This is a genomic window from Enterobacter sp. DNB-S2 (assembly GCF_019443845.1).
Taxonomy (GTDB): Bacteria; Pseudomonadota; Gammaproteobacteria; order Enterobacterales; family Enterobacteriaceae; genus Enterobacter; species Enterobacter asburiae_B.
Map to the genome: position 1 here is coordinate 64142 of NZ_CP050520.1, position 23970 is coordinate 88111.

Below are 23970 nucleotides of genomic sequence, written 5' to 3' on the forward strand. Positions count from 1 at the left end.
AGAATGCTCTCACCCTAACCCTCTCCCAATGGGAGAGGGAACCGATCGAGCCACGGCAGAATCATCCGGCGCCGTAAGAAATCACTCTGCCAGCGCGTTAGCCATATCGGTTCTAATCTGCTTACGCTGTTCCGGCGTCAACACCTGGCTGACGTCGAAGTAATATTTCACGCGGTAATAGCGGGTCTGCTCTTCAATTTTGCTAAAGGCAGCAAGCTGGCTTTTCACCGTGCTTTCGTCCCATTTACCCGCCTGGAACATGTCGATCAGCGCGCCGTCCTTCACCCCCGTTATCGGGATCTTGCTGACATTTTGTTCCAGCTGCTTATGCAGATCTTCAATCTTTTTAACCTGCTCATTGCTGAGCTTCAGGTGCTGTACCAGCGGATCCTGCGAGGGAGACGGGGCAGCCTCAACGTTCGCGGCATGTGCCGTAAAACTGCACGCTGCCAGCGAGGCGGCGACCAGCGCAATACGGGTCATTTTCATCATCTTACTGTCCTTACATGCTGTGATAGGGAAAAGCAGGCGTATTGTTTTTCAAGAGCGGATGAATATGTGTGAGTAATTATATAAACAATTTTGTATGTTTAGCGGGCAAAAAAATGCCCCCAGGGTGAGGGGGCATGAGACCTGAATGTCGTCAGATAGATTGCGTAAACGTCCTCGAAATCACATCCTGCTGCTGCTCGCGCGTCAGGGCGTTAAAACGCACCGCATAGCCTGAAACGCGGATCGTCAGGTTCGGGTAATTCTCGGGATGCGCGATGGCATCGAGGAGCATTTCCCGGTTCATGACGTTGACGTTCAGATGCTGCCCGCCCTCAATGGACGCTTCGTGATGGAAGTACCCGTCCAGCAGCCCCACCAGGTTGGTTTTGCGCACCAGCTCGTCCTTGCCCAGCGCCTGCGGCACGATGGAGAAGGTGTAGGAGATCCCGTCTTTCGCGTAGGTGAACGGCAGCTTGGCCACCGACGTTAGCGAGGCCACGGCCCCTTTTCTGTCGCGGCCGTGCATCGGGTTCGCGCCAGGCGCAAACGGCGTGCCGCCGCGGCGTCCGTCCGGCGTGTTCCCGGTCTTCTGGCCGTACACCACGTTGGAGGTGATGGTCAGGATCGACTGGGTCGGCACCGCGTTGCGGTAGGTTGGCAGCGCCTGAATTTTCTTCATAAAGCGCTCCACCAGGTCGCAGGCGATGCTGTCCACGCGGTCGTCGTTATTGCCATACTGCGGATAGTCTCCTTCAATCACGAAATCGACCGCCAGACCGGTGTGGTCGCGCACCGGCTTCACCGTGGCGTATTTAATGGCCGACAGGGAGTCCGCCGCCACCGACAGCCCGGCAATGCCGCAGGCCATGGTGCGATAGACGTCGCGGTCGTGGAGCGCCATCAGCGAGGCTTCGTAGCTGTACTTATCATGCATGTAGTGAATGAGGTTCAGGGCGCTGATGTACTGCACCGCCAGCCAGTCCATAAAGTGGTCGAGACTCGCCATCACGGTATCGTAATCCAGCACGTCGTCCAGCAGCGGCTCGGTTTTCGGGCCGACCTGGATCTTCAGCTTCTCGTCCACCCCGCCGTTGATCGCGTACAGCAGCGTTTTGGCGAGGTTGGCGCGCGCGCCAAAGAACTGCATCTGCTTGCCGATCACCATCGGGCTGACGCAGCAGGCAATGGCGTAGTCGTCGCTGTTGAAGTCCGCACGCATCAGATCGTCGTTCTCATACTGCAGCGAAGAGGTGACGATCGACACCTGCGCGGCGTATTTCTTGAACGCGATCGGCAGTTGTTCAGACCAGAGGATCGTCAGGTTCGGCTCCGGCGCAGGCCCCATGGTGTGCAGGGTATGCAGATAGCGGAAGCTGTTTTTGGTCACCAGCGTGCGCCCGTCCAGCCCCATGCCGCCGATCACTTCCGTCGCCCAGATCGGATCGCCGGAGAAGAGCGTGTCGAACTCCGGCGTGCGCAGGAAGCGCACCATGCGGATCTTCATGATGAAGTGATCGATCAGCTCCTGCGCCTGGACTTCATTCAGGCGCCCCGCCTGCATGTCGCGTTCAATGTAGATATCGAGGAACGAGGCCGTGCGCCCCAGCGACATCGCCCCACCGTTCTGGGATTTCACCGCGGCAAGATAGGCAAAATAGACCCACTGCACCGCTTCCCGGGCGTTCATCGCCGGACGTGAAATATCAAAGCCATAGTTCGCCGCCATCTGCTGGATCTGCAGCAGCGCGCGCCTGTGCTCCGCCAGCTCTTCACGCAGGCGGATCGTCGCCTCCAGATCTTCACCGCGCTCCAGCCTGCCCTGCAGATCGGCAAACTGCAGTTCGCGCTCGCGCACCAGATAAGCGATCCCGTATAGCGCCACGCGGCGATAGTCACCGATGATGCGTCCGCGCCCGTAGCCGTCCGGCAAACCGGTCAGCACGCCGGATTTACGGCAGCGCATCATCTCCGGCGAATAGACGTCAAACACGCCCTGGTTGTGGGTTTTGCGCAGGTCGGTAAACAGGTATTCGAACTGCGGATCCATCTCCCGACCATAGGCTTCGAACGAGCTGCGGATCATGTTGATCCCGCCATACGGGTGCAGCGCGCGCTTGAGCGGCTTATCGGTTTGCAGGCCGACGATCGTCTCCAGATCCTGGTCGATATAGCCCGGCCCGTGGGCCGTAATGGTGGTGGCGATGTTGGTATCAAAATCCACCGGGGCGTGGGTGGCGTTCTCCTGGCGAATGCCGACCATTACCTTCTGCCACAGCGCCGTCGTTGCTGGCGTCGCCTGCGCGAGGAAAGCTTCATCGCCTTCATAAGGGGTGTAGTTATGCTGAATAAAATCGCGGACGTTGACGGCGTTTTTCCATTCTTCACCGCGAAACCCGGCCCATGCGTCGCTGTAGGGCGCGACGCCCGTATCGATTGTTACTTTCATGTGATTCTCGCTTTATCAGGCGTAAGCCGCGGCCGGGGTAACCTTTCCAAGACGGAGGGCGTCCAGCGCGATCATTTTTTCTTCGTTGGTAGGGATAACCGCGCAGGCCACGCGGGACGATTCGGTGGAGATCACGCGCTCACCCGCGCTCCCCGGCAGGGCATTTTTGGCGTCGTCGAGGATGATGCCGAAGACTTTCAGATGTTCCGCCACCAGCGTGCGGACAAGCTTCGAGTTTTCGCCAATTCCGCCGGTAAAGACCACCCCATCCAGGCGGTGCAGCGACGCCGCGTGGCCGGCAATATGTCGCGCAATGCGGTGCACGAAGGTATGGATAGCCAGCTGCGCCCGCTCGTTGCCTTCGTGCCAGGCTTTCTCCAGCGCACGTAAATCGGAGGAGATGCCGGAGATCCCCAGCAGCCCGGACTCTTTATTGACCACGCGCTCCAGATCCTCGAACGACTGGCCGGTCTGCTGGGCAATCCACGCCATCGCGCCGAAGTCCACATCGCCGCAACGCGTACCCATCACCAGCCCTTCCAGCGGCGTCATCCCCATCGAGGTGTCGACGCTTTCGCCGTTGCGCACCGCGCAGATAGACGCCCCGTTGCCGAGATGGGCAATCACCAGGCCGCTGTCGTCGGCGGACAGCCCGAGAAGCGTATGCGCCTGTGCGGCCACGTAGCGGTGAGAGGTGCCGTGGAAGCCGTAGCGGCGCACGCCCAGCTCTTCAAAATAGCGGTACGGCAATCCGTACAGATATGCCTGCGGCGGCAGCGTCTGGTGGAAGCTGGTATCAAATACCGCGACCTGCTGCACGCCCGGGAACAGGCGCTCTGCCGCTTCCACGCCGCTCAGGTTGGCGTAGTTATGCAGCGGCGCCAGCGGGGAGACCTGGCGAATCTGCGCGATCGCCTCTTCCGTGATCAGGGTCGACTCGCTGAAGAGGTTTCCCCCGTGCGCAATGCGGTGGCCAATTAAGGCCACGCTGCTCATCAGGTTACGCTTCTCCAGCTCCAGGGCGATGGCAGCCAGCGCCCCTTCGTAGTCCTGGTGAGCCAGTCTGGCTGGCTCACCCCCGTTCACGGAAATAAAGGCCTTCTCGGTGTTGATCCCGTCTGCAATGCCCGTCATCAGGGCATCGCAGCTGCTGGCGTCGAGCACCGAAAACTTAACAGAGGACGATCCGCAGTTAATAACCAGTACAACCGGAAACTCAATCATCATGTGACTCCGCTCTTCCTGAGCAATGGGTTAGAACAGTTTGTAAACGATATTCAGAATGGTCAGCAGGCCGACCGCGGTAACGAAGATGTTCTCGGTACGCCCTTTGTACTTCGCCAGCGCCGGTGCTTTGCGGATGGCATACATCGGCAGCAGGCACAGCAGAGAGGCAATGATTGGCGCCCCCATGGCTTCAATAAGGTCCAGAATGTTCGGGTTGGCGTAGGCCACAACCCAGGTGGAGCCCATGATGAACACCATGCTGATGGTGTTCAGCTTGCCAACGGAGACTTTCTTCTTATCGCCCTTGTAGCCAAACTTGAGGATCAGGCCGTTCAGCCCTTCCAGCGTGCCCAGGTAATGACCGAAGAAGGATTTGAAGATAGCCACCAGCGCGATGATGGAGGCACCGTATTCCAGTACCGTTGCGAACGTCGATTTGGTTCCTGACATTGACGCAAAGTGGTTCGCCAGGTAGGAGAGCACCGGAATGTTCTGCGCCTTGGCGTCCGCCATGTTCTGCGGAGAGAGCGTAAACAGGCAGCTAAAGGCGAAGAACATCACCACGGCCACCATCAGCATGCTGGCGCGACCGATGATTTTGGAACATTTCTGCTCGGTGAATTCTTTACCGAACTCCGGTTCGTACTCTTCGCGCTTGGAGACCACAAACGAGGAGACGATAGGCGAGAAGTTGAAGGAGAAGACCATGATGGAGATACCCAGCCACACCGTAACCAGAATGCCGTCATGACCGGTGAAGGCGATATCGCTCAGGTTGACCTGGTCAATCACCGCCGAGTTCCAGTAAGGGATCAGCGACAGGGAAATCAGCACCAGGCTGGCGATAAACGGGAACACCAGGAAGCTCATGACTTTCACCATCAGGTCTTTACCAAACCAGATAACAAAGGCCATCAGCAGCAGCAGGAACAGCGCCACCACGCCGCGGTTCAGCGCAGGCAGCTGGAGCTGGTTTTCCCAGAAGGTCATAAAGGTGTTGGTAATGGTGACGCCGTAAATCCACAGCAGCGGGCAAATGGCGAAGAAGTAGAGGAAAGTGATCACCACCCCACCGGTTTTACCAAAGTGCTCTTCCACCGTTTCGGTGATGTTGCCGGAAACGTTGCTCCCGGAGAGGCACAAACGCGCCAGCGCGCGGTGGCAGTAAAACGCAATCGGGAACGCGAGAACCAGCATCAGCAGGATAGGGATCAATCCACCAAAGCCTGCGCGAATGGGGAAGAACAGCACGCCTGCGCCAATGGCGGTACCAAACAGGCCGAGCGTCCATGTGGTATCAGACTTGCGCCAGGAGGACGTTTTTGTCTGGCCAACGATAATGCTTTCTGTGTTGCTCATAGGTCACCTTTATGCGTCAACGAAGCCGGTAATTTGGGAAACACGGGAGAGATCGATATTGCCGCCGGAAATAATGCAGACGGTTTTACGACCCTGAATATAGTGGTCAAGCTTGCCGCTTAATAACGCGGCACAGGCCAGCGCGCCGGCGCCTTCCGTCACCACTTTATTTCGCTGAATAAGCGCAATCATGCTGTCGCGAATGTTGTCTTCGCTGACCAGCACAATGTCATCAACCAGTTCGCGAACAATTTCGAACGGTAAATTACCGGGACGAGAAACATCACAGCCGTCGGCCAGCGTGCCGGTAACGCGATGGCTCATTATTTCCCCGGCCTGGTACGATGCCGCCATGCCGTGAACATTTTCTGACTGCACGCCGATGATATTAATGGTGGGGTTGATGGATTTAATTGCCGTCGCAATCCCGGCAATTAAACCGCCGCCGCCGATAGGCACAATAACGTTATCCACGTCGTATAAATCTTCGAGAATTTCCAGACCGATGGTGCCCTGCCCGGCAATCACTTTGGCGTCATCGTACGGCGGAATAAAAATACGCCCTTCCATCTCGACGATTTCGCTGACTTTAGCGATGGTGTCGTTGAAGTTCTCGCCGTGCAGCACAACTTCCGCCGAGTAGTCCCGCGTCGCGGCCACTTTAGACTTCGGCGCGCCCATCGGCATCACCACTTTGCCGTCGATGCCAAGCATCGCGCAGGAGAGGGACACACCCTGCGCGTGGTTTCCCGCGGAGCAGGCGACAACGCCTTTGCGTTTTTCAGCGTCGGTCAGCGAGCTTAATTTGTTAAACGCGCCGCGGATCTTAAACGAGCCGGTACGCTGCATGTTCTCAAACTTCAGGAATATTTCGCCCTTGCAGCGTTCGCTAAGATAATTCGAGCGCGGCATACCTGTTTTATATATTTTTACTGCCAGTCGTTTTCTGGCGTCCTGAATATCTTCAATCGTTACCGGGAGATCGTAGGTAATATGCATAATATCCTCGTTATAATAATTCATTCTTTTCAGGCAAAGTCAGGGTATCAGAGCGTTACAGAGATAAGCTCTGGGTGTTTTTAAAATGTTTACTTATTATTCATCGTCGTCTTTCGATATTCATCGACGAATACTGTTTTGCCAGCTCAACTAATACTGACGCCGATTTTTTAATCCTGTAATTTTTTGACCACACGGCGGCATAACGCGCCACGGGTAATTCATCTTCCACGGGTAGAACAATAAACTGGTCAGAACCGAACGGCGCAATCATGTCGCGGGGAATGACCGTCAGATAATCGGCATTCAGCACGAGGTTATAAATGGTGACGACGGAATCGGTCTGGACGATGTTTTCGATGCTGATGTGGTTGTCTTGCAGGGTAGTCAGAAGTTCTTTGTAGTAGCCCATATCGGTTTGCGGCATCACCCACTGCTCGTGCGTGAGCGATGCCAGTGTCGTCGGGCCGGTGCACGTTCGCGTTTTGCTGGCGACCAGCACAAACTCGGACTCAAACAGCGTTTCGACGTGCAGATCCTGCAGCAGCATTTCATCGCTTAGCGTGCCGATAGCGAAATCCAGACGACCGTCGCGAATGGCCGGAAGGAAAGAGGAGAGCTGGGCTTCATACATCGAGACGCGTGCTTTCGGGAACACTTCCTTGAATTTTTTGATCATCTCGGACAGGAAGGTAAAGCCGATCAGCGACGGGTAGCCAAAGGAGACGTCCATAACGGTACTGAAGCTCAGGCTGTTAATCTCACTCACCATGTTTTTCATTTCGCGGGTGATCGACTCAGAGTACGAGAGCAGAACCTGGCCCGCGGCGGTGAGTTTTACGCCGGTGTTTTTACGCACCATCACTTCCACGCCGAAGTAGGACTCAATATCGCTGATGATTTTGCTGACGGCGGGTTGCGTCAGGCCAAGCTGTCTTGCTGCAGAACCTATGGAGCCACTTTTAATGACTTCCTGAAATACCACGAGGTGCTGTGTTTTCGGTAGAATAATAGTGTTCATAATATTCTGCGCTTATTTCCCTATGACGGAGCGAATTCTACCTAATAGTGTTTAAGGGGGTATGTGCTGTCACTCACAATTTGCTTTTCCCCACGCTTCACTGGAACAATGACAACCAAAAAACACATTTATTATCAATAACATGAATAAATTAGGCCACGCCATTACGCTGATGTCGATCAATAAAAGCAGTAGTAATAAATTTATTTTATGGCGATAACCTTGATAAATTTTCCTGCGTTAAAAAAATCAATAAAGACGATCTTTCAGGCAATTAAAGACCAATAAATAACCGCTATTTGTTTGAAACATTCTTTCAATTTATTAAATTTTTCCGATGCAAATTTTCAGGTTTGCGGAAAAGAGTGGAATGCGTCACATATTCACGGGAGAAATGTATTTGATTTCAATATATGCATATCAAACGCGAAAAGTTTCGGGATCATAAAGGTAACAAACATAACAAATTATCAATACTAAAAATCGCGTGTTTTTTAGCGTGAAATTTTGTGATGGCGATCGTCTACAGATGTAGGAGCGATACGGAAGGGATAAAAACAGTGAAATGTGCTTAATGTCGCAAATATGAGAATTGATGTCGTTTGTCCGGCGCTGCGCTTACCCGGCCAGCAACACCCGGAAAGCAAAAACCCCGCCGAAGCGGGGTTTTTTAAGAAGTTGAAGCTGACCGATAAGGCGGCTTCGTTCATCTGTACGTCAGGCATCTACGGCGCTGGAGTTGCCTTGTGTCGCAGACTGTATCTCACTTCGTGTGACAGATTAAAGCTCTACAATGGACGCGCCTTTCACACCCAACCGTGTTTTATTGCCAGCATCAAAACCCCAGCAATGACAAAAAATACTATACTAATCAGACCAAGAAATGCTTCTACATAGAAAGGCCTGATAATCCTTTTTGGTAATCCCCGGATGAAGTCTTTATCATCATTTTTGGTCAGTATTGAGCTTTTATTCCACAATAGCGGCATGATTATAAACTGCGTTTTTATGCCGTATGCGCCCTTGAAGTAAAGTGAGTTAACGTTCTCGAACAGTAGTACCGCATCGGGAAGGCTGCCGAATTTCTCTTTGTATAGCAGGCAGATCTCCTTAAATCTCTTCCTGTTCAGAAGTGAGGCTATGACGCTGGCTGCCAAGAATAATAAGCCTATAAGCATAATTATTATAAAAATCATTTTTATATCAATCATTGCTGGTTACCTCATAAAGGCCTAGTTTTTCCCCAATCAACTCGCCAGTAGTCCCGGACAATTCGCTTAGAGCTTTATCAGTTCCGTATGCTATCCCCCCACTAACCCCAATCGTACAAAGTAGTGCTCCAGCACCAGCAGCTTCAATGGTTGCAGCCCCCAGCACTACTGCACAGATTGAACTTGCTGCGCTTCCCTGGAGAATTCTACTTGCCAAAGCCCCCCCAGCTAAGCTACCTGCAAACTCCCCAATGGAAGTAAACGACGTTTTCGCACAATCTCGACCCACAGTGCAGGCTTCGGTGATCTTTGCGGCAGTATCAAAGGCAGACAGACCAATGCCGATCTTCCCGGCTGTTTCCATCCACTTAACGTACTTCGCCAGCTTCTCAATGTGGGTGGCGTAACCTTCAATATCGCTTACGCCTGTTTCGTTCCACCGTTGAGTGATTGAACGGCTGGAAAGGCCGAGAGCGCTTTTAAGGTCGGTGTATTCGCTGAACATGAAGCGATGTTTCATGAACATCTTCAGCACGCTATCGAGTTGACCAAACAACCGACTGCGCTCAACGTAAAATTGTTCACCGATCAGCGTGCCGCTGGTGATGTATTGGTTCTTATATGTTGTCTCAATCTCGACAAGGATTTTTTCTATCCTCTCGAAATATCCCTTCGCTGCTTCCGTCGCTCTTCCTGCATTTCCGGCAGCATCGTTTGCAGTAGTCGCAGCGGCTGCAAACATCTCAATGGTGTCTTTGTGTTTGAAAAGAAAGTTGGCCTGCTGGATTGAGAGCGGCGCTAATGCTGCATCAATCCGCTGTTTTGCGGCCTGCATATGAGCGATTTGCTTTTCATCCTGCTTATTCGGGTCAACCACAAGCATGATGGCCCCTGCTTTGTACCGTTCGTCTGCACCGTTCAGCGTAGCGAATAGCTCCTTGGCTCCTGCTGGCGGATTCTCAGTGAATAGCAGACGTTGCCAGGCTTCTGTAGTGCCTCCGTAGGGGAGAACGGCAAAACCTGCGTCTATGCCTGTTTTCTTTTTCGCTGTCTGGGCGTGTTGTTCTGGTTCTGCTTGCGGCTGTTGAGATGCAGCAAGAGCGGCTGCTGCGGTTGCCGCTTCTGCCAGATACCTTGCTGTTGCCTGAGAGGGGGATTCACCTGGGCCGATCCATCCCAAAGGGGCTATGATACGGTTAGATCCAGAGGGGCAGCCACATAAAACGACGCCCCTGTCCACGGCTACAGGGATCTGGTGAATTGTGCGGTGTGACTCACCTTCAACAACTTTTCCTTCTTTGCCGCATTTCGGGCAAGCTGTGGTCTTATCACCCAGAACAATCGGGCGACGACCAAGAATGTTACCGCAAGAAAGTGAGGGGATTAGTTTTGCGCCAGTTGTAGTCTGATCACCAAATAACGCCATTCCACGACCTAAAACGTTTGGACGCATTCCCCCCATTTACGCCACCTTTGCAACAGTCAGGAAATCATCTGGCATTAATTCACCCTCGCGGAAAGAGAACATCAATCCATAATCAGGGGTGCTGATAATTTGATCTCCGTTATCAAGTAAACTACCAACCAGCGCGATCCCTTTACCTTCCCATTCGCTTAACTGTCCGGCGCTGGTGATAATGGTAGCCTTAGTCCCGTCTGGATAGGTCACTGTTGCACCTTCTGTAACCATGCTGACCCATTGACCATTATCGAGTTGGACTTTCATGCCCTGACTCGGATCCGGATTAGATTCATCGACAACGCCACCCCGAAGAGTAAGACTTCCGGCAACCGCTGCACGATAGATGGCTGTGATGGGATGGTGTCGGGCATATTCTTGCTGTTCGATAATGAGATTGCGGGCTTCCACATTCATTTCCGACAGTTGCTGGTCGGTATAACGGGGAGCATCGAAAGACGCTATGACCGATGAAGTGAGTTCGTTGGTGTACTGTTGCATAAGTCCCTCTGCTTGCTGTGAATTTTTCTGTGCTCGGACACATTGTACAAATAACACTCATGCTCCGGAAGTTGTTTTCCATAAAAGTGAAACTATGTTTTAAAATATTCTTTAGGTGAATATTTCCTGTGATTTCATTCGGCTTGTGAAGCATTGAAACTTTTGCTGTACGGACTGAATCGCTATGGGTTTAACAGACACCTCAGAGTCATTTAAAATGGCTTAAAGAGAGGTGCACATGAGCAGTAAGCGTTATCCTGAAGAGTTTAGAATTGAAGCAGTCAAACAGGTTGTTGATCGTGGCTATTCTGTTTCCAGTGTCGCAACACGTCTCGATATCACTACCCACAGTCTTTATGCCTGGATACAGAAATACGGGCCGGACTCTTCCACCAACAAAGAGCAGTCAGATGCTCAGGCCGAGATCCGCCGACTCCAGAAAGAGCTGAAGCGGGTTACTGACGAACGGGACATATTAAAAAAAGCCGCGGCGTACTTCGCAAAGCTGTCCGACTGAGGTACGCCTTTATCCGTGACAACTCCTGTTGTTGGCCTGTTCGCCTGCTCTGTCGGGTGCTGAATGTTCATCCGAGTGGGTTTTACACCTGGCTTCAGCAGCCGCATTCACCACGGCATCAGGCGGATCTCAGACTGACAGGACAAATCAAACAGTTCTGGCTGGAGTCCGGTTGCGTTTATGGCTATCGCAAGATCCATCTCGACCTGCGAGATAGCGGGCAACAATGTGGGATTAACCGGGTCTGGCGGCTGATGAAGCGTGCCAGTTCAACCCGAAAGCACCGGATGAACGCTGGGTAACGGACATAACTTACATCCGAACCCACGAAGGCTGGCTGTATCTGGCCGTAGTTGTTGACCTGTTCTCGCGCAAAGTTATCGGCTGGTCAATGCAACCCCGGATGACAAAAGATAGTGTTCTGAATGCGCTTTTGATGGCCGTGTGGCGACGTAATCCCCAAAAACAGGTGCTGGTTCATTCTGACCAGGGTAGTCAGTACACAAGCCATGAGTGGCAGTCGTTCCTGAAATCACACGGTCTGGAGGGCAGTATGAGCCGTCGTGGTAACTGTCACGACAACGCAGTTGCAGAAAGCTTTTTCCAGCTACTGAAGCGTGAACGGATAAAGAAAAAGGTCTACGGAACACGGGAAGAAGCACGCAGCGATATTTTTGATTACATCGAAATGTTTTATAACAGTAAGCGTCGGCATGGTTCGAGCGATCAAATGCCACCGACGGAATATGAAAATCAATATTATCAACGACTCGGAAGTGTCTAGATTATCCGTGGCGATTCATATAAACCTTGCCCTACTGGCTGAATCGCAACCCAGAGACATGCGATAAAAACCGCCTGAAGGTAGTCGGAAATGAAGGAAGTAACGGTTGCCACGCTTTAGGATATTCGGGATGGAACAGCCGTTGGTGTGCCTCGTTTGTATCACAGTCTGTGTCACATTTTCACCTAAAAAGGGCTGAGACACACCAACGTATTGTTTTAGAAGAAGTTGAAGCTGACCGATAAGCCGGGTTCTGTCGTGGACAGTCATTCATCTAGGCCAGCAATCGCTCACTGGCTCAAGCAGCCTACCCGGGTTCAGTACGGGCCGTACCATGTGAACCCCTATTTGGCCTTGCTCCGGGTGGAGTTTACCGTGCCACGGACTGTTACCAGCCGCGCGGTGCGCTCTTACCGCACCCTTTCACCCTTACCTGATCCCGCTTGCGCGGGCCATCGGCGGTTTGCTCTCTGTTGCACTGGTCGTGGGTTTCCCCCCCAGGCGTTACCTGGCACCCTGCCCTATGGAGCCCGGACTTTCCTCCCCTCCGCCCGTCTCCCCCGAAAGGGACGACGACGAAGCGGCGACTGTCTGGTCAGCTTCGGCGCGCAGTATAGAGGGTTTGCGCGCCGCTGTCACCCTCAGGTGTGGGCAAGGCGTGATTAACGCGCCACTTCCACCTTCGCCAGTTTTTCGTAGTAGCACGCAATCGCGCTGTGGTCGGCCGTGCCCAGGCCATCGGCACGCAGCGCCTGCATCATCTCCATGACCGCCGCGGTCAGCGGCAGCTGTGCGCCCACGCCGTGTGACGTATCCAGCGCGTTCGCCAGATCTTTAATGTGCAGGTCGATGCGGAAACCGGGTTTGAAATTACGATCCATCACCATCGGCGCTTTGGCATCCAGCACGGTACTGCCCGCCAGACCACCGCGAATGGCCTGATAGACCAGATCCGGGTTGACGCCCGCTTTGGTTGCCAGCGTCAGCGCTTCGGACATGGCGGCAATGTTCAGCGCCACAATCACCTGGTTTGCCAGCTTGGTCACGTTACCCGCCCCGATGTCCCCGGTATGCACCACCGAGCCCGCCATGGCTTTCATCAGGTCGTAGTATCTATCGAAAACGGCTTTATCTCCGCCGACCATCACCGACAGCGTGCCGTCGATCGCTTTCGGCTCACCGCCGCTGACCGGCGCATCCAGCATATCGACGCTCTTCGCTTTTAACGCCTCGCTGATTTCACGGCTTGCGAGCGGTGCAATAGAGCTCATATCAATCAACACCAGACCCGGCTTCGCACCGTCGATAATGCCGTTCTCACCCAGCGCAACCTCTTTAACATGCGGGGAGTTGGGCAGCATGGTGATGATGACATCGCACTGCTCGGCAATGGCCTTCGCGGTGGTGGCCGTTTCAGCGCCCGCCGCTATCACCTCTGCCACGGCCTGCGGATTGTGATCGGATACCACCAGTGAGTAACCCGCTTTGATGAGGTTCTTACTCATTGGTTTACCCATGATCCCCAGGCCAATAAAACCCACTTTCAGCGTCATAATCTGTTTCCTCAATGATGGTTATTTTTTAAAAGCGTCGGCTAATTTCTGCGTGGCCGAGCGGAAGACCCCGAGGTCGCTGCCGACGGCAACAAACGTGGCTCCCCACTCCAGATAGCGACGGGCGTCAGCCTCAACCGGCGCCAGAATGCCGCACGGTTTGCCGTGAGCTTTAGCGCGGGCAAAGATGTGCTGGATCGCGCGCTGCACGTCAGGGTGGCTGGCATTACCCAGATGGCCAAAGGCGGCCGCCAGATCGCTCGGGCCGACGAAGATACCGTCCACGCCGTTTGTGGCTGCAATCGCGTCAACGTTATCAACGCCCTGCTGGCTCTCGATCTGAACCAGAATAGTGATGTTGTTATTCGACTGCGTGAAGTAGTCCGGCACGGTGCCAAACATATTGGCGCGATGCGAAACGGAAACGCCGCGGATCCCTTCTGGCGGATAGCGCGTTGAGGCTACGGCCAGGGCCGCTTGTTCTTTCGTCTCCACAAACGGGATCAGGAAGTTGTAGAAACCGATATCCAGCAGGCGCTTGATAATTACCGGCTCGTTAGTTGGCACGCGCACTATCGGGGCGCTGGGGCTGCCTTTCAGCGCCATCAGCTGCGGAATAAAGGTGCTGATATCGTTCGGCGCATGTTCGCCGTCCAGCACCAGCCAGTCAAAACCGGCCAGGCCCAGCACTTCGGTGCTGATAGGGTTTGCCAGCGCGGACCAGCAGCCAATCTGAATCTGGTGTGCCGCGAGGGCCGCTTTAAACTTATTCGGGAAGATATCGTTACTCATCGTATTTACCTTTTTAATTCGCAGCCTATATCAGCATCATTTTATTTATCCAGACACCGCACCAGCATTATATTTATTATTCTGACGTATTTTGGCGTTATAAAATCGTCATTCAGTATAAAACGCAACCCACGACCGCACATTGTTTTAATGCTCAAGCATTGCGTAACATTTCAAAGAATTTTTTTGCATATGCACAAGGCGCTGGGCGCTAATGCACAGAATCAGGCATTACCGGTTCTGGAGCGATCGCGATCACATTTTCATATCCCCTATGCTGACATGCTTTAATTCTGAAAGCCGCGTATTTATTTCTACCATTAGAAAATTGGCTGAATTTATTATCAGACACTTTGCTGGAGAATACTGAACAATGGCCGACATTGAAATTCGACAGGCATCGCCGACGGCGTTTTATATAAAAGTCCACGACACCGATAATGTGGCGATAATTGTCAACGACAATGGCTTAAAAGCGGGCACCCGCTTTCCGGACGGGCTGGAACTGATTGAGCATATTCCACAGGGACATAAAGTCGCCCTGGTGGATATCCCTGCTAACAGCGAAATCGTACGTTACGGTGAAGTCATCGGCTATGCCGTTCGCTCTATACCGCAGGGCAGCTGGGTTGAGGAGTCGCTGGTGGCGCTGCCGGAAGCGCCGCCGCTGAACACGCTTCCGCTGGCGACCCGCGTGCCGGAACCGCTTCCTCCGCTGGAGGGCTATACCTTCGAAGGCTACCGCAACGCGGACGGCAGCGTCGGCACCAAGAATCTGCTCGGCATTACCACCAGCGTGCACTGCGTGGCGGGCGTAGTGGATTACGTGGTGAAAATCATCGAACGCGATCTGCTGCCGAAATACCCGAACGTCGACGGCGTGGTGGGCCTGAACCACCTCTACGGCTGCGGCGTGGCGATTAACGCACCCGCTGCGGTAGTGCCGATCCGCACCATTCACAATATTGCCCTCAACCCGAACTTTGGCGGCGAGGTGATGGTAATTGGTCTGGGGTGTGAAAAATTGCAGCCAGAGCGCCTGCTGCAGGGCACCGAAGATGTGAAAGCCATTCCGGCAGACGAGGCCAGCATCGTGCGCCTGCAGGACGAACGCCACGTGGGTTTCCGCTCAATGGTCGACGATATCCTGCAGGTGGCTGAACGCCATCTGGACAAGCTCAACAAGCGCCAGCGCGAAACCTGCCCGGCGTCTGATTTGGTAGTGGGAACACAGTGCGGCGGCAGCGATGCCTTCTCCGGCGTGACGGCCAACCCGGCGGTGGGCTATGCGTCCGATCTGCTTGTTCGCTGCGGCGCCACGGTGATGTTCTCCGAGGTGACCGAAGTGCGTGACGCCATCCATCTGCTCACGCCACGCACCGTTAATGAAGAGGTCGGCAAGCGCCTGCTTGAGGAAATGGCCTGGTACGATAGCTATCTCGATATGGGCAAAACCGACCGCAGCGCCAACCCGTCTCCGGGGAACAAAAAAGGCGGCCTCGCGAACGTGGTGGAAAAAGCCCTTGGTTCGATTGCCAAATCCGGCCAGAGCGCGATTGTGGAAGTGCTCTCTCCGGGCCAGCGCCCGACCAAACGCGGCCTGATCTACGCGGCAACGCCGGCCAGCGATTTCGTCTGCGGCACGCAGCAGGTGGCGTCCGGCATTACGGTACAGGTCTTTACCACCGGGCGCGGCACGCCGTACGGCCTGATGGCGGTGCCGGTGATCAAGATGGCGACCCGTACCGAGCTGGCAAACCGCTGGTATGACTTAATGGACATCAACGCGGGCACCATCGCCACCGGAGAAGAGAGCATTGAGGACGTGGGCTGGAAACTGTTCCACTTCATTCTGGATGTCGCAAGCGGGCGGAAGAAAACTTTCTCCGACCAGTGGGGGCTGCATAATCAGCTGGCGGTGTTTAACCCGGCACCGGTGACGTGATTTTTCGCACCACATCTATCCCGCATTTAGGTAACCCGCCGGACACGCCGCAAACCTTCCAGGTTGAGGCGATACCTGTTGGCTAAATGACGCATAACGATCTGCAGGCCGGGTTAGGCTCAGCCGCCACCCGGCAAAACAGGCGGCAGGGGCTTACTCCCCCTGCTGCTCCAGCGCATGCTTGTACAGCGCATTTTTCTTCACGCCGTGAATCTCCGCCGCCAGCGCAGCGGCCTTCTTCAGCGGTAGTTCCGCCTGCAGCAGCGCCAGCGTGCGCAGCGCATCGGCAGGGAGAGCGTCTTCCTGCGCCTTATGCCCTTCGACAATCAGCACCATTTCACCCTTGCGGCGGTTTTCGTCTTCCTTCACCCACGCCAGCAGTTCACCCACCGGCGCGCCGTGGATCGTTTCCCAGGTTTTGGTCAGCTCGCGCGCCAGCACCACGTAGCGGGCTTCTCCCCAGACGGTCACCATATCTTCCAGGCTCTCCAGCAGGCGGTGCGTGGATTCGTAGAAAATCAGGGTGCGCGGTTCCGCTTCCAGATCTTTTAAAACGTCGCGACGGCCTTTGGATTTGGCAGGCAGGAAGCCTTCATAGCAGAAACGGTCAGACGGCAGACCCGCGGCACTCAGCGCAGCAATGGCGGCACACGGCCCCGGCAGCGGCACAACGCGAATACCGGCTTCACGACAGGTACGCACCAGGTGATAGCCGGGATCGTTGATCAGCGGCGTACCGGCGTCGGAGACCAGGGCAATGTTCTGCCCCTCTTTCAGCTTCGCCACCAGCGTTTCGGCTTTTTGTTGCTCATTGTGATCGTGCAGAGCAAACAGACGGGCGTTAATCGCGAAATGTTGCAGCAGCAGGCCGGTGTGGCGGGTATCTTCAGCAGCAATTAAATCAACAGCTTGCAGTACGGTGAGCGCACGTTGGGTAATATCAGACAAATTCCCGATAGGAGTAGGTACAATATAAAGCTGGCCTTGAGAATTATCTGCCGTTTCGTGTTGTTTCATTGTTTCGTCCGTATTGCCGATTTAATATTGAGCATTGCGTAAAAAAAATCACTGGATACAGTATGGTACCGTTAACGTTTCTTCGAAAAAAAGCCACGCGCAGCGTGCCGCTTCTGCTGGCAGCCCTGATCTTTGCAGGCTGTGGCACCCAGGCACCTGACCAGAGCACCGCCCATCTTCAGGGATCTGCTCAGGCTGATTCTGGCTTTTATCTGCAACAAATGTCGCAGAGTTCAAATGATACCAAGACCAACTGGCAATTACTCGCCATTCGTGCACTGCTGAAAGAGGGTAAAACCCAGCAGGCAGCCGAACTGTTTAACCAGTTGCCAAAAGATCTTAACGACGCCCAGCGTCGTGAGCAGAGCCTGCTCTCTGCCGAGCAGAAGGTCGCGCTGAAAGATTACGCCGCCGCGAAGAAGACCCTCGGTGACATTGACGTGAGCGCGCTGGATAAAAATCAGCAGGCTCGCTTCTGGCAGGCGGGCATTACCGCTGAGCAGGGACGTCCTTCTCTCACGCTGCTCCGCGCCCTCGTCGCGCAAGAGCCGCTGCTCGGCGGTGCCGATAAGCAAAAAAATATTGATGCCACCTGGCAAGCGCTTGCCTCGATGACCCAGGAACAGGCGCAGGCGCTGGTCATCAACGCCGATGAAAACGTCCTTCAGGGCTGGTTGGATCTGCAGCAGATGTGGTTTAACAACCGCAGCGATCCAAAGATGCTGAAAGCCGGTATTACGGACTGGCAGACGCGCTACCCGCAAAACCGGGGGGCGAAAATGCTGCCAACCCAGCTGGTAAACGTGCAGAACTTTAAGCCAGCGTCCACCAGCAAAATCGCCCTGCTTCTGCCGCTCAACGGCCAGGCGGCGGTGTTTGGCCGTACCATTCAGCAGGGCTTTGAAGCCGCGAAAAACGGTACCACTTCGGTAACCGGCAGCGCGGTTCCCGCGCAGGCGGCCCAGGCGGCTAACGTGAATGATGTGGTCAGCCCGTCCGCAGCGGAGACCAGCGACCTGACCACGGCGCAAGCGCCGGCGCAGGGTACGATGCAAAACCCGGTGACGGCCCCGACGACGCCTCCGGCTACAGCAGCACCTGCTGCGGCAGCCCCGGCTACTACAGCACCTGCTACTCAGGCTCCGGCCGAGACGCAAGCGGCACCAGCACCTGAAGCGACAGCAGAACAGCCTCAACCGCAGCCTGCACAACCCGCGGCCCAGCCTGCTGCGCAGCCGCAGACCGTGGCAACCACCAGCGCCAACCCGGGCGCTGAGGTGAAAATTTACGACACCAGCTCGCAGCCGCTTGACCAGGTTCTGGCGCAGGTTCAGCAGGACGGGGCGAGCATCGTTGTCGGTCCGCTGCTGAAAAACAACGTGGAAGAGCTGATGAAGAGCAATACCACGCTGAACGTGCTGGCGCTCAACCAGCCTGAGCAGGTTCAGAACCGGGCCAATATTTGCTACTTCGCGCTTTCCCCTGAAGATGAAGCCCGCGATGCGGCGCGCCATATTCACGAGCAGGGTAAGCAGGCTCCGCTGCTGCTCATCCCACGCAGCGCGCTGGGCGATCGCGTGGCCAATGCCTTTGCCGATGAGTGGCAGAAGCTCGGCGGCGGCGTGGTGTTGCAGCAGAAATTTGGTTCCGCCTCTGAACTGCGCGCGGGCGTAAACGGTGGAGCGGGTATCGCGCTCAACGGCAGCCCTGTCACCGCGAGCCTGCCGCAGCAGCAGGGCGTGACGATTGGCGGCCTGACGATCCCTGCCCCGCCTACCGACGCGCAGATTAGCGGTGGCGGCAAAGTGGATGCGGCCTATATCGTTGCCACGCCGCAGGAGATCGCCTTTATCAAACCGATGATCGCGATGCGTAACGGCAGCCAGAGCGGCGCAACGCTTTACGCCAGCTCACGCAGCGCGCAGGGCACCGCAGGCCCGGATTTCCGTCTGGAAATGGACGGTCTGCAGTACAGCGAAATTCCGATGCTGGCAGGCAGCAACCCGGCGCTGATGCAGCAGGCGCTGAGTACCGTACGTAACGATTATTCGCTGGCGCGTCTGTATGCGATGGGTGTCGATGCATGGGCGCTGGCGAACCACTTTACCCAGATGCGTCAGGTGCCGGGCTTTGAGCTTAACGGCAACACCGGCGATCTGACCGCGACTCAGGACTGCGTGATCAACAGGAAGTTATCATGGCTCAAATACCAGCAGGGGCAAATCGTCCCGGCCAGTTAAGCCGTAAAGAGACCGGCGATGCGTGGGAGTTAAAGGCGCGTCGCTGGCTCGAAGGCAAAGGACTGCGCTTTATCGCCGCTAACGTCCGCGGGCGCGGCGGCGAAATTGATCTGATCATGAAAGAGGGTCAGGTCATCGTGTTTGTAGAAGTCCGTTTTCGACAGTCCTCCCGTTTTGGCGGTGCTGCCGCCAGCGTGACGCTCGCCAAACAACATAAATTATTACAGACTGCCCACTTGTGGCTTGCCCGCCATAATGGGAGCTTTGATACTGTGGATTGCCGGTTCGATGTGATAGCCTTCACCGGAAATGAGATCGAATGGCTTAAAAACGCTTTTGGCGAAGACGCATAATTAAGATTTAAAAGGGATAACGTGCTCGAAAGAATTAAAGTGTGCTTCACAGAAAGCATCCAGACTCAGATTGCCGCGGCGGAAGCCCTTCCGGATGCTATCTCGCGTGCCGCAATGACGCTGGTGCAATCCCTGCTTAATGGCAACAAAATCCTCTGTTGTGGCAACGGCACGTCAGCCGCCAACGCACAGCATTTTGCTGCCAGCATGATCAATCGCTTTGAAACAGAACGCCCGAGTTTACCCGCCATTGCACTTAATACCGATAATGTGGTCTTAACGGCGATTGCTAACGATCGTCTGCATGACGAAATTTACGCAAAGCAGGTGCGAGCCCTGGGTCATGCGGGAGATGTGCTGCTGGCCATCTCCACGCGCGGCAATAGCCGGGACATTGTCAAAGCCGTTGAAGCCGCCGTCACCCGCGACATGACCATCGTGGCCTTAACCGGCTATGACGGGGGTGAGCTGGCGGGTCTGCTTGGGCCGCAGGATGTGGAAATCCGCATTCCTTCTCACCGAAGCGCGCGTATTCAGGAGATGCATATGCTCACGGTGAACTGCTTATGTGATTTGATCGATAACACGCTTTTCCCTCACCAGGATGATTAAGGAGTTCTTATGAAGGCTTTATCGACCCTCGCAGTCCTTATGTCTGCATTACTGCTTCAGGGATGTATCGCTGCGGCCGTTGTGGGTACCGCCGCGGTAGGCACCAAAGCGGCAACCGATCCACGCACCGTGGGGACACAGGTGGATGACGGTACGCTGGAGCTGCGCGTCAACAGTGCGCTGTCGAAAGACGAACAAATCAAGAAAGAAGCGCGTATCAACGTGACGGCTTATCAGGGCAAAGTGCTGCTGGCAGGCCAGGCGCCGAATCTGGAGCTCGCCTCTCGCGCGAAACAGATTGCGATGGGCGTCGAAGGGACCACAGAGGTGTTTAACGAAGTGCGCCAGGGCAAGCCAATTGGCCTGGGTGACGCCTCTTCCGATACCTGGATCACCACCAAAGTGCGTTCCCAGCTGCTGGGCTCGGACCAGGTGAAATCCTCCAACGTGAAAGTGACGACTGAAAACGGCGAAGTGTTCCTGCTGGGTCTGGTGACCGACCGTGAAGGGAAAGCGGCGGCGGATATCGCCAGCCGGGTGAGCGGCGTGAAGCACGTCACCACCGCGTTTACTTACATCAAATAAAAAAAATCCCCTCGCTTGAGGGGATTTTTTTGTAGGCCCGGTAAGCGCTAGCGCCACCGGGCTTTTTTTACATCAACGCAATACTGCCCACAATCACCCCGCTCAACGCCACCAGCCCTGCGGTCAGCCACAGCGCTTTCGCCGGGAACGACTTACGCAGCATGATAAGCGACGGCAGGCTGATCGCCGGCAGCGTAATCAGCAGCGCCAGCGCCGGCGCGGTGCCCATACCGGCCAGCATCATGGTCTGAACAATCGGGATTTCCGCCGCCGTTGGGATCACAAACAGGCAGCCTGCAACGGCCATCGCAATGACCCACATCAGCGTGTTGTCGATAGCGCCATCCGCATGCGGAAAGAGCCAGACGCGCGCCGCTCCCAGCACCAGTACCGCCAGGATATAGACCGGGATGGTGCTCCAGAAAAGCTGCCATAGCGCCCTGCCCCAGCGCGCAAAGAAGCCCCCCTGCGGCTCGCTGACGTCCAGCTCAACGGCTGCGGGTTCTGCGGCAGTATCCTTCACCAGTTTTTGCACCAGCGTCGCCACCACCAGCACGGTCAGCAGCCCGGCAACCAGGCGGATGAACGCGAAATGCCAGCCCAGCACAAAGCCCATAAACACCAGCGTCGCCGGGTTGAGCAGCGGGTTCCCCATCCAGAACGCCAGCGCGCCGCCCATCGACACGCGCTGACGCCGCATCCCTGCGGCCACGGGCGCGGCGCAGCAGGAACACATCATGCCCGGCAGGGAGAAGATCGTCCCCAGCAGCGTGCCCTGAAAGCGCGGCTGCCCAAGGGTTTTCACCAGCCAGTTACGAGGGATAAGCACCTGAATCAGCGAGCCCAGAATGACGCCTAAGACGGCGGCCTTCCAGACGGCAAGGAAGTAGACCATGGCATAGTCCCACGCCGCCTGCAGCGGGCTGGAATCAGCCTGAGCGAGAATAGATTTACCGATGCTGTGCGTTTCGGCGGCAGTGAAGGCTTTGCCGTAGTACGGCTGCCATTTCACGTACCAGAGGCCAACAATGACCACGAGAAAGAAGAGTGCGGGCTTCCACCATTGGACAGGTGTTGTCGCCTGAGATGAAGACTGACCAGTCATAGCATTCCCCGGAGAGTATTAGGTTATTAGCCGGGGGAGTTTACGCCTCGCCCTGCGCGATTTCACGCAGTTTTGCCGAAGGGATAATGTTAACACCCGCTTTCGACGGGGCCAGCCCCTCTTTTAGCATCGCGCGCGCGACGTCCCGCGCCTCGATGGATTTCCAGTTGCCGGGAAGAATGCGAAACAGCGGGGCAAATATCGACTCGTTAAACCGGCGTTCGTCCCGGTGGCCGATCAGCATCGAAGGGCGCACAATCGTCAGCTGTTCCCATTTCTGCGCTATCAGCGCATCCTCCATCTTGCCCTTCACCTTGTTGTAGAAGAAAGGCGATCCGGCACTGGCGCCCAGCGCGCTGACCACCAGAAAATGTTTGGCGCCCAGCTTTTTCGCCGTGAGTGCGGTATCCACCACCAGCGTATAGTCGGCGTGGATAAAGGCCTCTTTGCTGCCCGCCTCCCGCCGCGTGGTGCCCAGACAGCAAAAGGCGATATCAATGGGATCCTGCACCTGCGCCAGCGCGTCGGTCAGCTGAGGATCGTGCGGATTAAAGACGCCGGATAAGTCCGCCAGCGGTCGACGCGTCGGGGCGGCGATATAGTTCACGCGGCGATCCTGAATCAGCAGCCGCAGCAGATGATCGCCCACTAACCCGGTAGCACCCGTAATCAATACCTGACTCATCTTTTCCCCTTTACAGAATTGTCCGTTTGCGAACTCAGCGTCGTCGACCACACTTAGAAGTCTGTTACAGGTAAGTATTTACCACAAACGGAGAAAAATCAGTCTGAAGCCAAAACAACGGAGGAAGCATGGGCAAGAAAATCGCAGTCTTGATTACCGACGAGTTTGAAGATTCAGAATTCACCTCTCCAGCAGAGGCGTTCCGCAAGGCGGGACATGAGGTCATCACCATTGAGAAAGAGGCAGGCAAAACGGTGACAGGCCATAAGGGCGAAGCGACCGTGACCATCGATGAAACCATCGATAACGTTAGCCCCTCAGATTTCGACGCTCTGCTGTTACCCGGCGGCCATTCCCCGGATTCCCTGCGCGGGGACGAGCGCTTCGTGACCTTCACCGGGGACTTTGTCTCGACCGGCAAACCGGTCTTTGCCATCTGTCACGGCCCGCAGCTGCTCATCAGCGCAGAAGTGGTCCGCGGGCGAAAGCTTACCGCCGTGAAACCGATCGTTATCGATCTGAAAAACGCGGGGGCCGAGTTTTACGATCAGGAGGTGGTCAACGACAAAGACCAGCTGATCACCAGCCGAACCCCGGACGATCTCCCGGCGTTTAACCGCGAAGCGCTACGCCTGCTCGGCGCGTAACCAGTGCAGCTTCTTGCCAAAGCCCAGGGTGTTGTCGGTAAATTTCAGCTCATCGAGGCGGATTTCCCACACCGGGGCTTTTAGCGCAGCGGCAACGGGAAAGCGGCGCGTGTAGAGCTTACGGCGCGCGTCGCTCTCTTCACCATCCAGACGACGGATCTCCCCTTTAAACTGCACGCCGCGGATCAGCGCGACCGTTTTCGGCTGGCCGTTTACCGTGCCTGCCACCTTTGCCTGCTGGCCGCTCATCTGCGCATGACGCGTTTTGTCTTCACTCATGACATAAAAAGCCACGCGCTCAGGGTCATAGTAGTAAAACGCATTTGCGCACCACATTTCACCCTCGTCACAGACGCACCAGGTGACAACATGCTGCTTCGCCAGCCAGCGGTTAATGGCGGCCAGTGTTTCCATTTTCGT

At 55.4% G+C, this 23970-nt stretch carries 21 protein-coding genes, 1 other RNA gene and 1 pseudogene; 7 read left to right on the forward strand and 16 right to left on the reverse strand.

Annotation, left to right across the window (positions count from 1 at the left end):
- Nucleotides 1–81: 81 nt before the first annotated feature.
- From HB664_RS00365 to HB664_RS00405, 9 genes are all read right to left on the reverse strand, one after another.
- Entirely contained in the window at nucleotides 82–492 is a 411-nt protein-coding gene (locus HB664_RS00365) for a Spy/CpxP family protein refolding chaperone (RefSeq protein ID WP_094934457.1), read from the reverse strand.
- 151 nt (nucleotides 493–643) lie between these two features.
- Nucleotides 644–2938 (reverse strand): formate C-acetyltransferase, encoded by a 2295-nt coding sequence (gene pflB, locus HB664_RS00370; RefSeq protein WP_219940261.1) that lies wholly within the window; start codon nucleotides 2936–2938, stop codon nucleotides 644–646.
- A 15-nt stretch (nucleotides 2939–2953) separates the two neighbouring features.
- A complete protein-coding gene (gene tdcD / locus HB664_RS00375) occupies nucleotides 2954–4162 on the reverse strand; it encodes a propionate kinase (RefSeq protein ID WP_094934487.1) in 1209 nt (402 codons plus the stop codon).
- 30 nt (nucleotides 4163–4192) lie between these two features.
- Nucleotides 4193–5524, reverse strand: coding sequence for a threonine/serine transporter TdcC (tdcC, locus tag HB664_RS00380; RefSeq protein ID WP_023309299.1), 1332 nt, complete (start codon nucleotides 5522–5524; stop codon nucleotides 4193–4195).
- A 9-nt stretch (nucleotides 5525–5533) separates the two neighbouring features.
- Entirely contained in the window at nucleotides 5534–6523 is a 990-nt protein-coding gene (gene tdcB / locus HB664_RS00385) for a bifunctional threonine ammonia-lyase/L-serine ammonia-lyase TdcB (protein WP_219940262.1), read from the reverse strand.
- A 100-nt stretch (nucleotides 6524–6623) separates the two neighbouring features.
- The gene (gene tdcA / locus HB664_RS00390) at nucleotides 6624–7544 is read right to left on the reverse strand and encodes a transcriptional regulator TdcA (RefSeq protein ID WP_214538854.1); all 921 of its coding nucleotides are present in this window, start codon (nucleotides 7542–7544) and stop codon (nucleotides 6624–6626) included.
- 806 nt (nucleotides 7545–8350) lie between these two features.
- Nucleotides 8351–8755 (reverse strand): hypothetical protein, encoded by a 405-nt coding sequence (locus tag HB664_RS00395; RefSeq protein WP_058841632.1) that lies wholly within the window; start codon nucleotides 8753–8755, stop codon nucleotides 8351–8353.
- Nucleotides 8748–10217: a PAAR domain-containing protein gene (locus HB664_RS00400; protein ID WP_213788064.1), complete on the reverse strand. Its 1470-nt coding sequence runs from the start codon at nucleotides 10215–10217 to the stop codon at nucleotides 8748–8750. Before HB664_RS00400 ends, HB664_RS00395 begins: the two co-directional genes overlap by 8 nt.
- Nucleotides 10218–10715, reverse strand: a complete 498-nt coding sequence (locus HB664_RS00405; protein ID WP_069303338.1) for a hypothetical protein — start codon at nucleotides 10713–10715, stop codon at nucleotides 10218–10220.
- A 238-nt stretch (nucleotides 10716–10953) separates the two neighbouring features.
- On the opposite strand from HB664_RS00405, the pseudogene HB664_RS00410 reads away from it, so the two are divergent.
- Nucleotides 10954–12016, forward strand: a pseudogene (locus HB664_RS00410) (IS3 family transposase).
- Between the two features lie 226 nt (nucleotides 12017–12242).
- Here HB664_RS00410 and rnpB read toward each other — a convergent pair.
- The 3 genes from rnpB to garL all read right to left on the reverse strand — a co-directional run bounded on the left by rnpB (nucleotide 12243) and on the right by garL (nucleotide 14361).
- An RNA gene (gene rnpB, locus HB664_RS00415) (RNase P RNA component class A) lies at nucleotides 12243–12619 on the reverse strand.
- Nucleotides 12620–12678: 59 nt separating this feature from the next.
- A complete protein-coding gene (gene garR / locus HB664_RS00420; protein ID WP_033146730.1) occupies nucleotides 12679–13569 on the reverse strand; it encodes a 2-hydroxy-3-oxopropionate reductase in 891 nt (296 codons plus the stop codon).
- 21 nt (nucleotides 13570–13590) lie between these two features.
- Nucleotides 13591–14361 carry a 2-dehydro-3-deoxyglucarate aldolase gene (gene garL, locus HB664_RS00425; RefSeq protein ID WP_219940263.1) on the reverse strand — a complete coding sequence of 257 codons (771 nt, stop codon included), beginning with the start codon at nucleotides 14359–14361 and terminating at the stop codon, nucleotides 13591–13593.
- A gap of 373 nt (nucleotides 14362–14734) precedes the next feature.
- On the opposite strand from garL, the gene garD reads away from it, so the two are divergent.
- On the forward strand, nucleotides 14735–16306 hold the full coding sequence (gene garD / locus HB664_RS00430; RefSeq protein WP_033146732.1) for a galactarate dehydratase: 1572 nt from the start codon (nucleotides 14735–14737) through the stop codon (nucleotides 16304–16306).
- Nucleotides 16307–16459: 153 nt separating this feature from the next.
- On the opposite strand, the gene rsmI is transcribed toward garD, so the two are convergent.
- Nucleotides 16460–17323 (reverse strand): 16S rRNA (cytidine(1402)-2'-O)-methyltransferase, encoded by an 864-nt coding sequence (gene rsmI / locus HB664_RS00435; RefSeq protein ID WP_023309315.1) that lies wholly within the window; start codon nucleotides 17321–17323, stop codon nucleotides 16460–16462.
- Nucleotides 17324–17385: 62 nt separating this feature from the next.
- Between rsmI and HB664_RS00440 the strand changes: the two genes are divergently transcribed.
- From HB664_RS00440 to dolP, 4 genes are read left to right on the forward strand one after another with little or no spacing between them, the layout of a single operon-like run.
- A complete protein-coding gene (locus HB664_RS00440) occupies nucleotides 17386–19563 on the forward strand; it encodes a penicillin-binding protein activator (protein ID WP_219940264.1) in 2178 nt (725 codons plus the stop codon).
- The gene (locus HB664_RS00445) at nucleotides 19521–19916 is read left to right on the forward strand and encodes a YraN family protein (RefSeq protein ID WP_025756731.1); all 396 of its coding nucleotides are present in this window, start codon (nucleotides 19521–19523) and stop codon (nucleotides 19914–19916) included. The genes HB664_RS00440 and HB664_RS00445 overlap by 43 nt, the downstream gene beginning before the upstream one ends.
- Nucleotides 19917–19937: 21 nt before the next feature.
- Nucleotides 19938–20528 (forward strand): DnaA initiator-associating protein DiaA, encoded by a 591-nt coding sequence (gene diaA / locus HB664_RS00450; RefSeq protein WP_003861754.1) that lies wholly within the window; start codon nucleotides 19938–19940, stop codon nucleotides 20526–20528.
- Between the two features lie 9 nt (nucleotides 20529–20537).
- Nucleotides 20538–21113, forward strand: coding sequence for a division/outer membrane stress-associated lipid-binding lipoprotein (dolP, locus tag HB664_RS00455; protein ID WP_029739641.1), 576 nt, complete (start codon nucleotides 20538–20540; stop codon nucleotides 21111–21113).
- 67 nt (nucleotides 21114–21180) lie between these two features.
- On the opposite strand, the gene HB664_RS00460 is transcribed toward dolP, so the two are convergent.
- Nucleotides 21181–22218: a permease gene (locus HB664_RS00460; protein WP_219940265.1), complete on the reverse strand. Its 1038-nt coding sequence runs from the start codon at nucleotides 22216–22218 to the stop codon at nucleotides 21181–21183.
- Between the two features lie 40 nt (nucleotides 22219–22258).
- Entirely contained in the window at nucleotides 22259–22903 is a 645-nt protein-coding gene (locus HB664_RS00465; RefSeq protein WP_033146736.1) for an NAD(P)H-binding protein, read from the reverse strand.
- A gap of 128 nt (nucleotides 22904–23031) precedes the next feature.
- On the opposite strand from HB664_RS00465, the gene HB664_RS00470 reads away from it, so the two are divergent.
- Nucleotides 23032–23550 (forward strand): type 1 glutamine amidotransferase domain-containing protein, encoded by a 519-nt coding sequence (locus tag HB664_RS00470; RefSeq protein ID WP_219940266.1) that lies wholly within the window; start codon nucleotides 23032–23034, stop codon nucleotides 23548–23550.
- Here the strand turns inward: HB664_RS00470 and HB664_RS00475 are convergent.
- Complete coding sequence (locus tag HB664_RS00475) at nucleotides 23530–23964, reverse strand: YhbP family protein (protein WP_064673362.1); 435 nt, start codon at nucleotides 23962–23964, stop codon at nucleotides 23530–23532. The two genes, HB664_RS00470 and HB664_RS00475, sit on opposite strands and share 21 nt — an antisense overlap.
- Nucleotides 23965–23970: the final 6 nt, after the last annotated feature.

What these genes read in the sequence shown, in the direction of transcription:
- rsmI (WP_023309315.1), bottom strand. Translation starts at nt 17,323, where the DNA reads ATGAAACAACACGAAACGGCAGATAATTCTCAAGGCCAGCTTTATATT.
- tdcB (WP_219940262.1), bottom strand. Translation starts at nt 6,523, where the DNA reads ATGCATATTACCTACGATCTCCCGGTAACGATTGAAGATATTCAGGAC.
- HB664_RS00400 (WP_213788064.1), bottom strand. Translation starts at nt 10,217, where the DNA reads ATGGGGGGAATGCGTCCAAACGTTTTAGGTCGTGGAATGGCGTTATTT.
- HB664_RS00440 (WP_219940264.1), top strand. Translation starts at nt 17,386, where the DNA reads ATGGTACCGTTAACGTTTCTTCGAAAAAAAGCCACGCGCAGCGTGCCG.
- pflB (WP_219940261.1), bottom strand. Translation starts at nt 2,938, where the DNA reads ATGAAAGTAACAATCGATACGGGCGTCGCGCCCTACAGCGACGCATGG.
- HB664_RS00470 (WP_219940266.1), top strand. Translation starts at nt 23,032, where the DNA reads ATGGGCAAGAAAATCGCAGTCTTGATTACCGACGAGTTTGAAGATTCA.
- tdcC (WP_023309299.1), bottom strand. Translation starts at nt 5,524, where the DNA reads ATGAGCAACACAGAAAGCATTATCGTTGGCCAGACAAAAACGTCCTCC.
- garL (WP_219940263.1), bottom strand. Translation starts at nt 14,361, where the DNA reads ATGAGTAACGATATCTTCCCGAATAAGTTTAAAGCGGCCCTCGCGGCA.
- HB664_RS00465 (WP_033146736.1), bottom strand. Translation starts at nt 22,903, where the DNA reads ATGAGTCAGGTATTGATTACGGGTGCTACCGGGTTAGTGGGCGATCAT.
- garD (WP_033146732.1), top strand. Translation starts at nt 14,735, where the DNA reads ATGGCCGACATTGAAATTCGACAGGCATCGCCGACGGCGTTTTATATA.
- HB664_RS00395 (WP_058841632.1), bottom strand. Translation starts at nt 8,755, where the DNA reads ATGATTGATATAAAAATGATTTTTATAATAATTATGCTTATAGGCTTA.
- HB664_RS00475 (WP_064673362.1), bottom strand. Translation starts at nt 23,964, where the DNA reads ATGGAAACACTGGCCGCCATTAACCGCTGGCTGGCGAAGCAGCATGTT.
- HB664_RS00365 (WP_094934457.1), bottom strand. Translation starts at nt 492, where the DNA reads ATGATGAAAATGACCCGTATTGCGCTGGTCGCCGCCTCGCTGGCAGCG.
- dolP (WP_029739641.1), top strand. Translation starts at nt 20,538, where the DNA reads ATGAAGGCTTTATCGACCCTCGCAGTCCTTATGTCTGCATTACTGCTT.
- garR (WP_033146730.1), bottom strand. Translation starts at nt 13,569, where the DNA reads ATGACGCTGAAAGTGGGTTTTATTGGCCTGGGGATCATGGGTAAACCA.
- HB664_RS00405 (WP_069303338.1), bottom strand. Translation starts at nt 10,715, where the DNA reads ATGCAACAGTACACCAACGAACTCACTTCATCGGTCATAGCGTCTTTC.
- tdcD (WP_094934487.1), bottom strand. Translation starts at nt 4,162, where the DNA reads ATGATTGAGTTTCCGGTTGTACTGGTTATTAACTGCGGATCGTCCTCT.
- HB664_RS00445 (WP_025756731.1), top strand. Translation starts at nt 19,521, where the DNA reads ATGGCTCAAATACCAGCAGGGGCAAATCGTCCCGGCCAGTTAAGCCGT.
- tdcA (WP_214538854.1), bottom strand. Translation starts at nt 7,544, where the DNA reads ATGAACACTATTATTCTACCGAAAACACAGCACCTCGTGGTATTTCAG.
- HB664_RS00460 (WP_219940265.1), bottom strand. Translation starts at nt 22,218, where the DNA reads ATGACTGGTCAGTCTTCATCTCAGGCGACAACACCTGTCCAATGGTGG.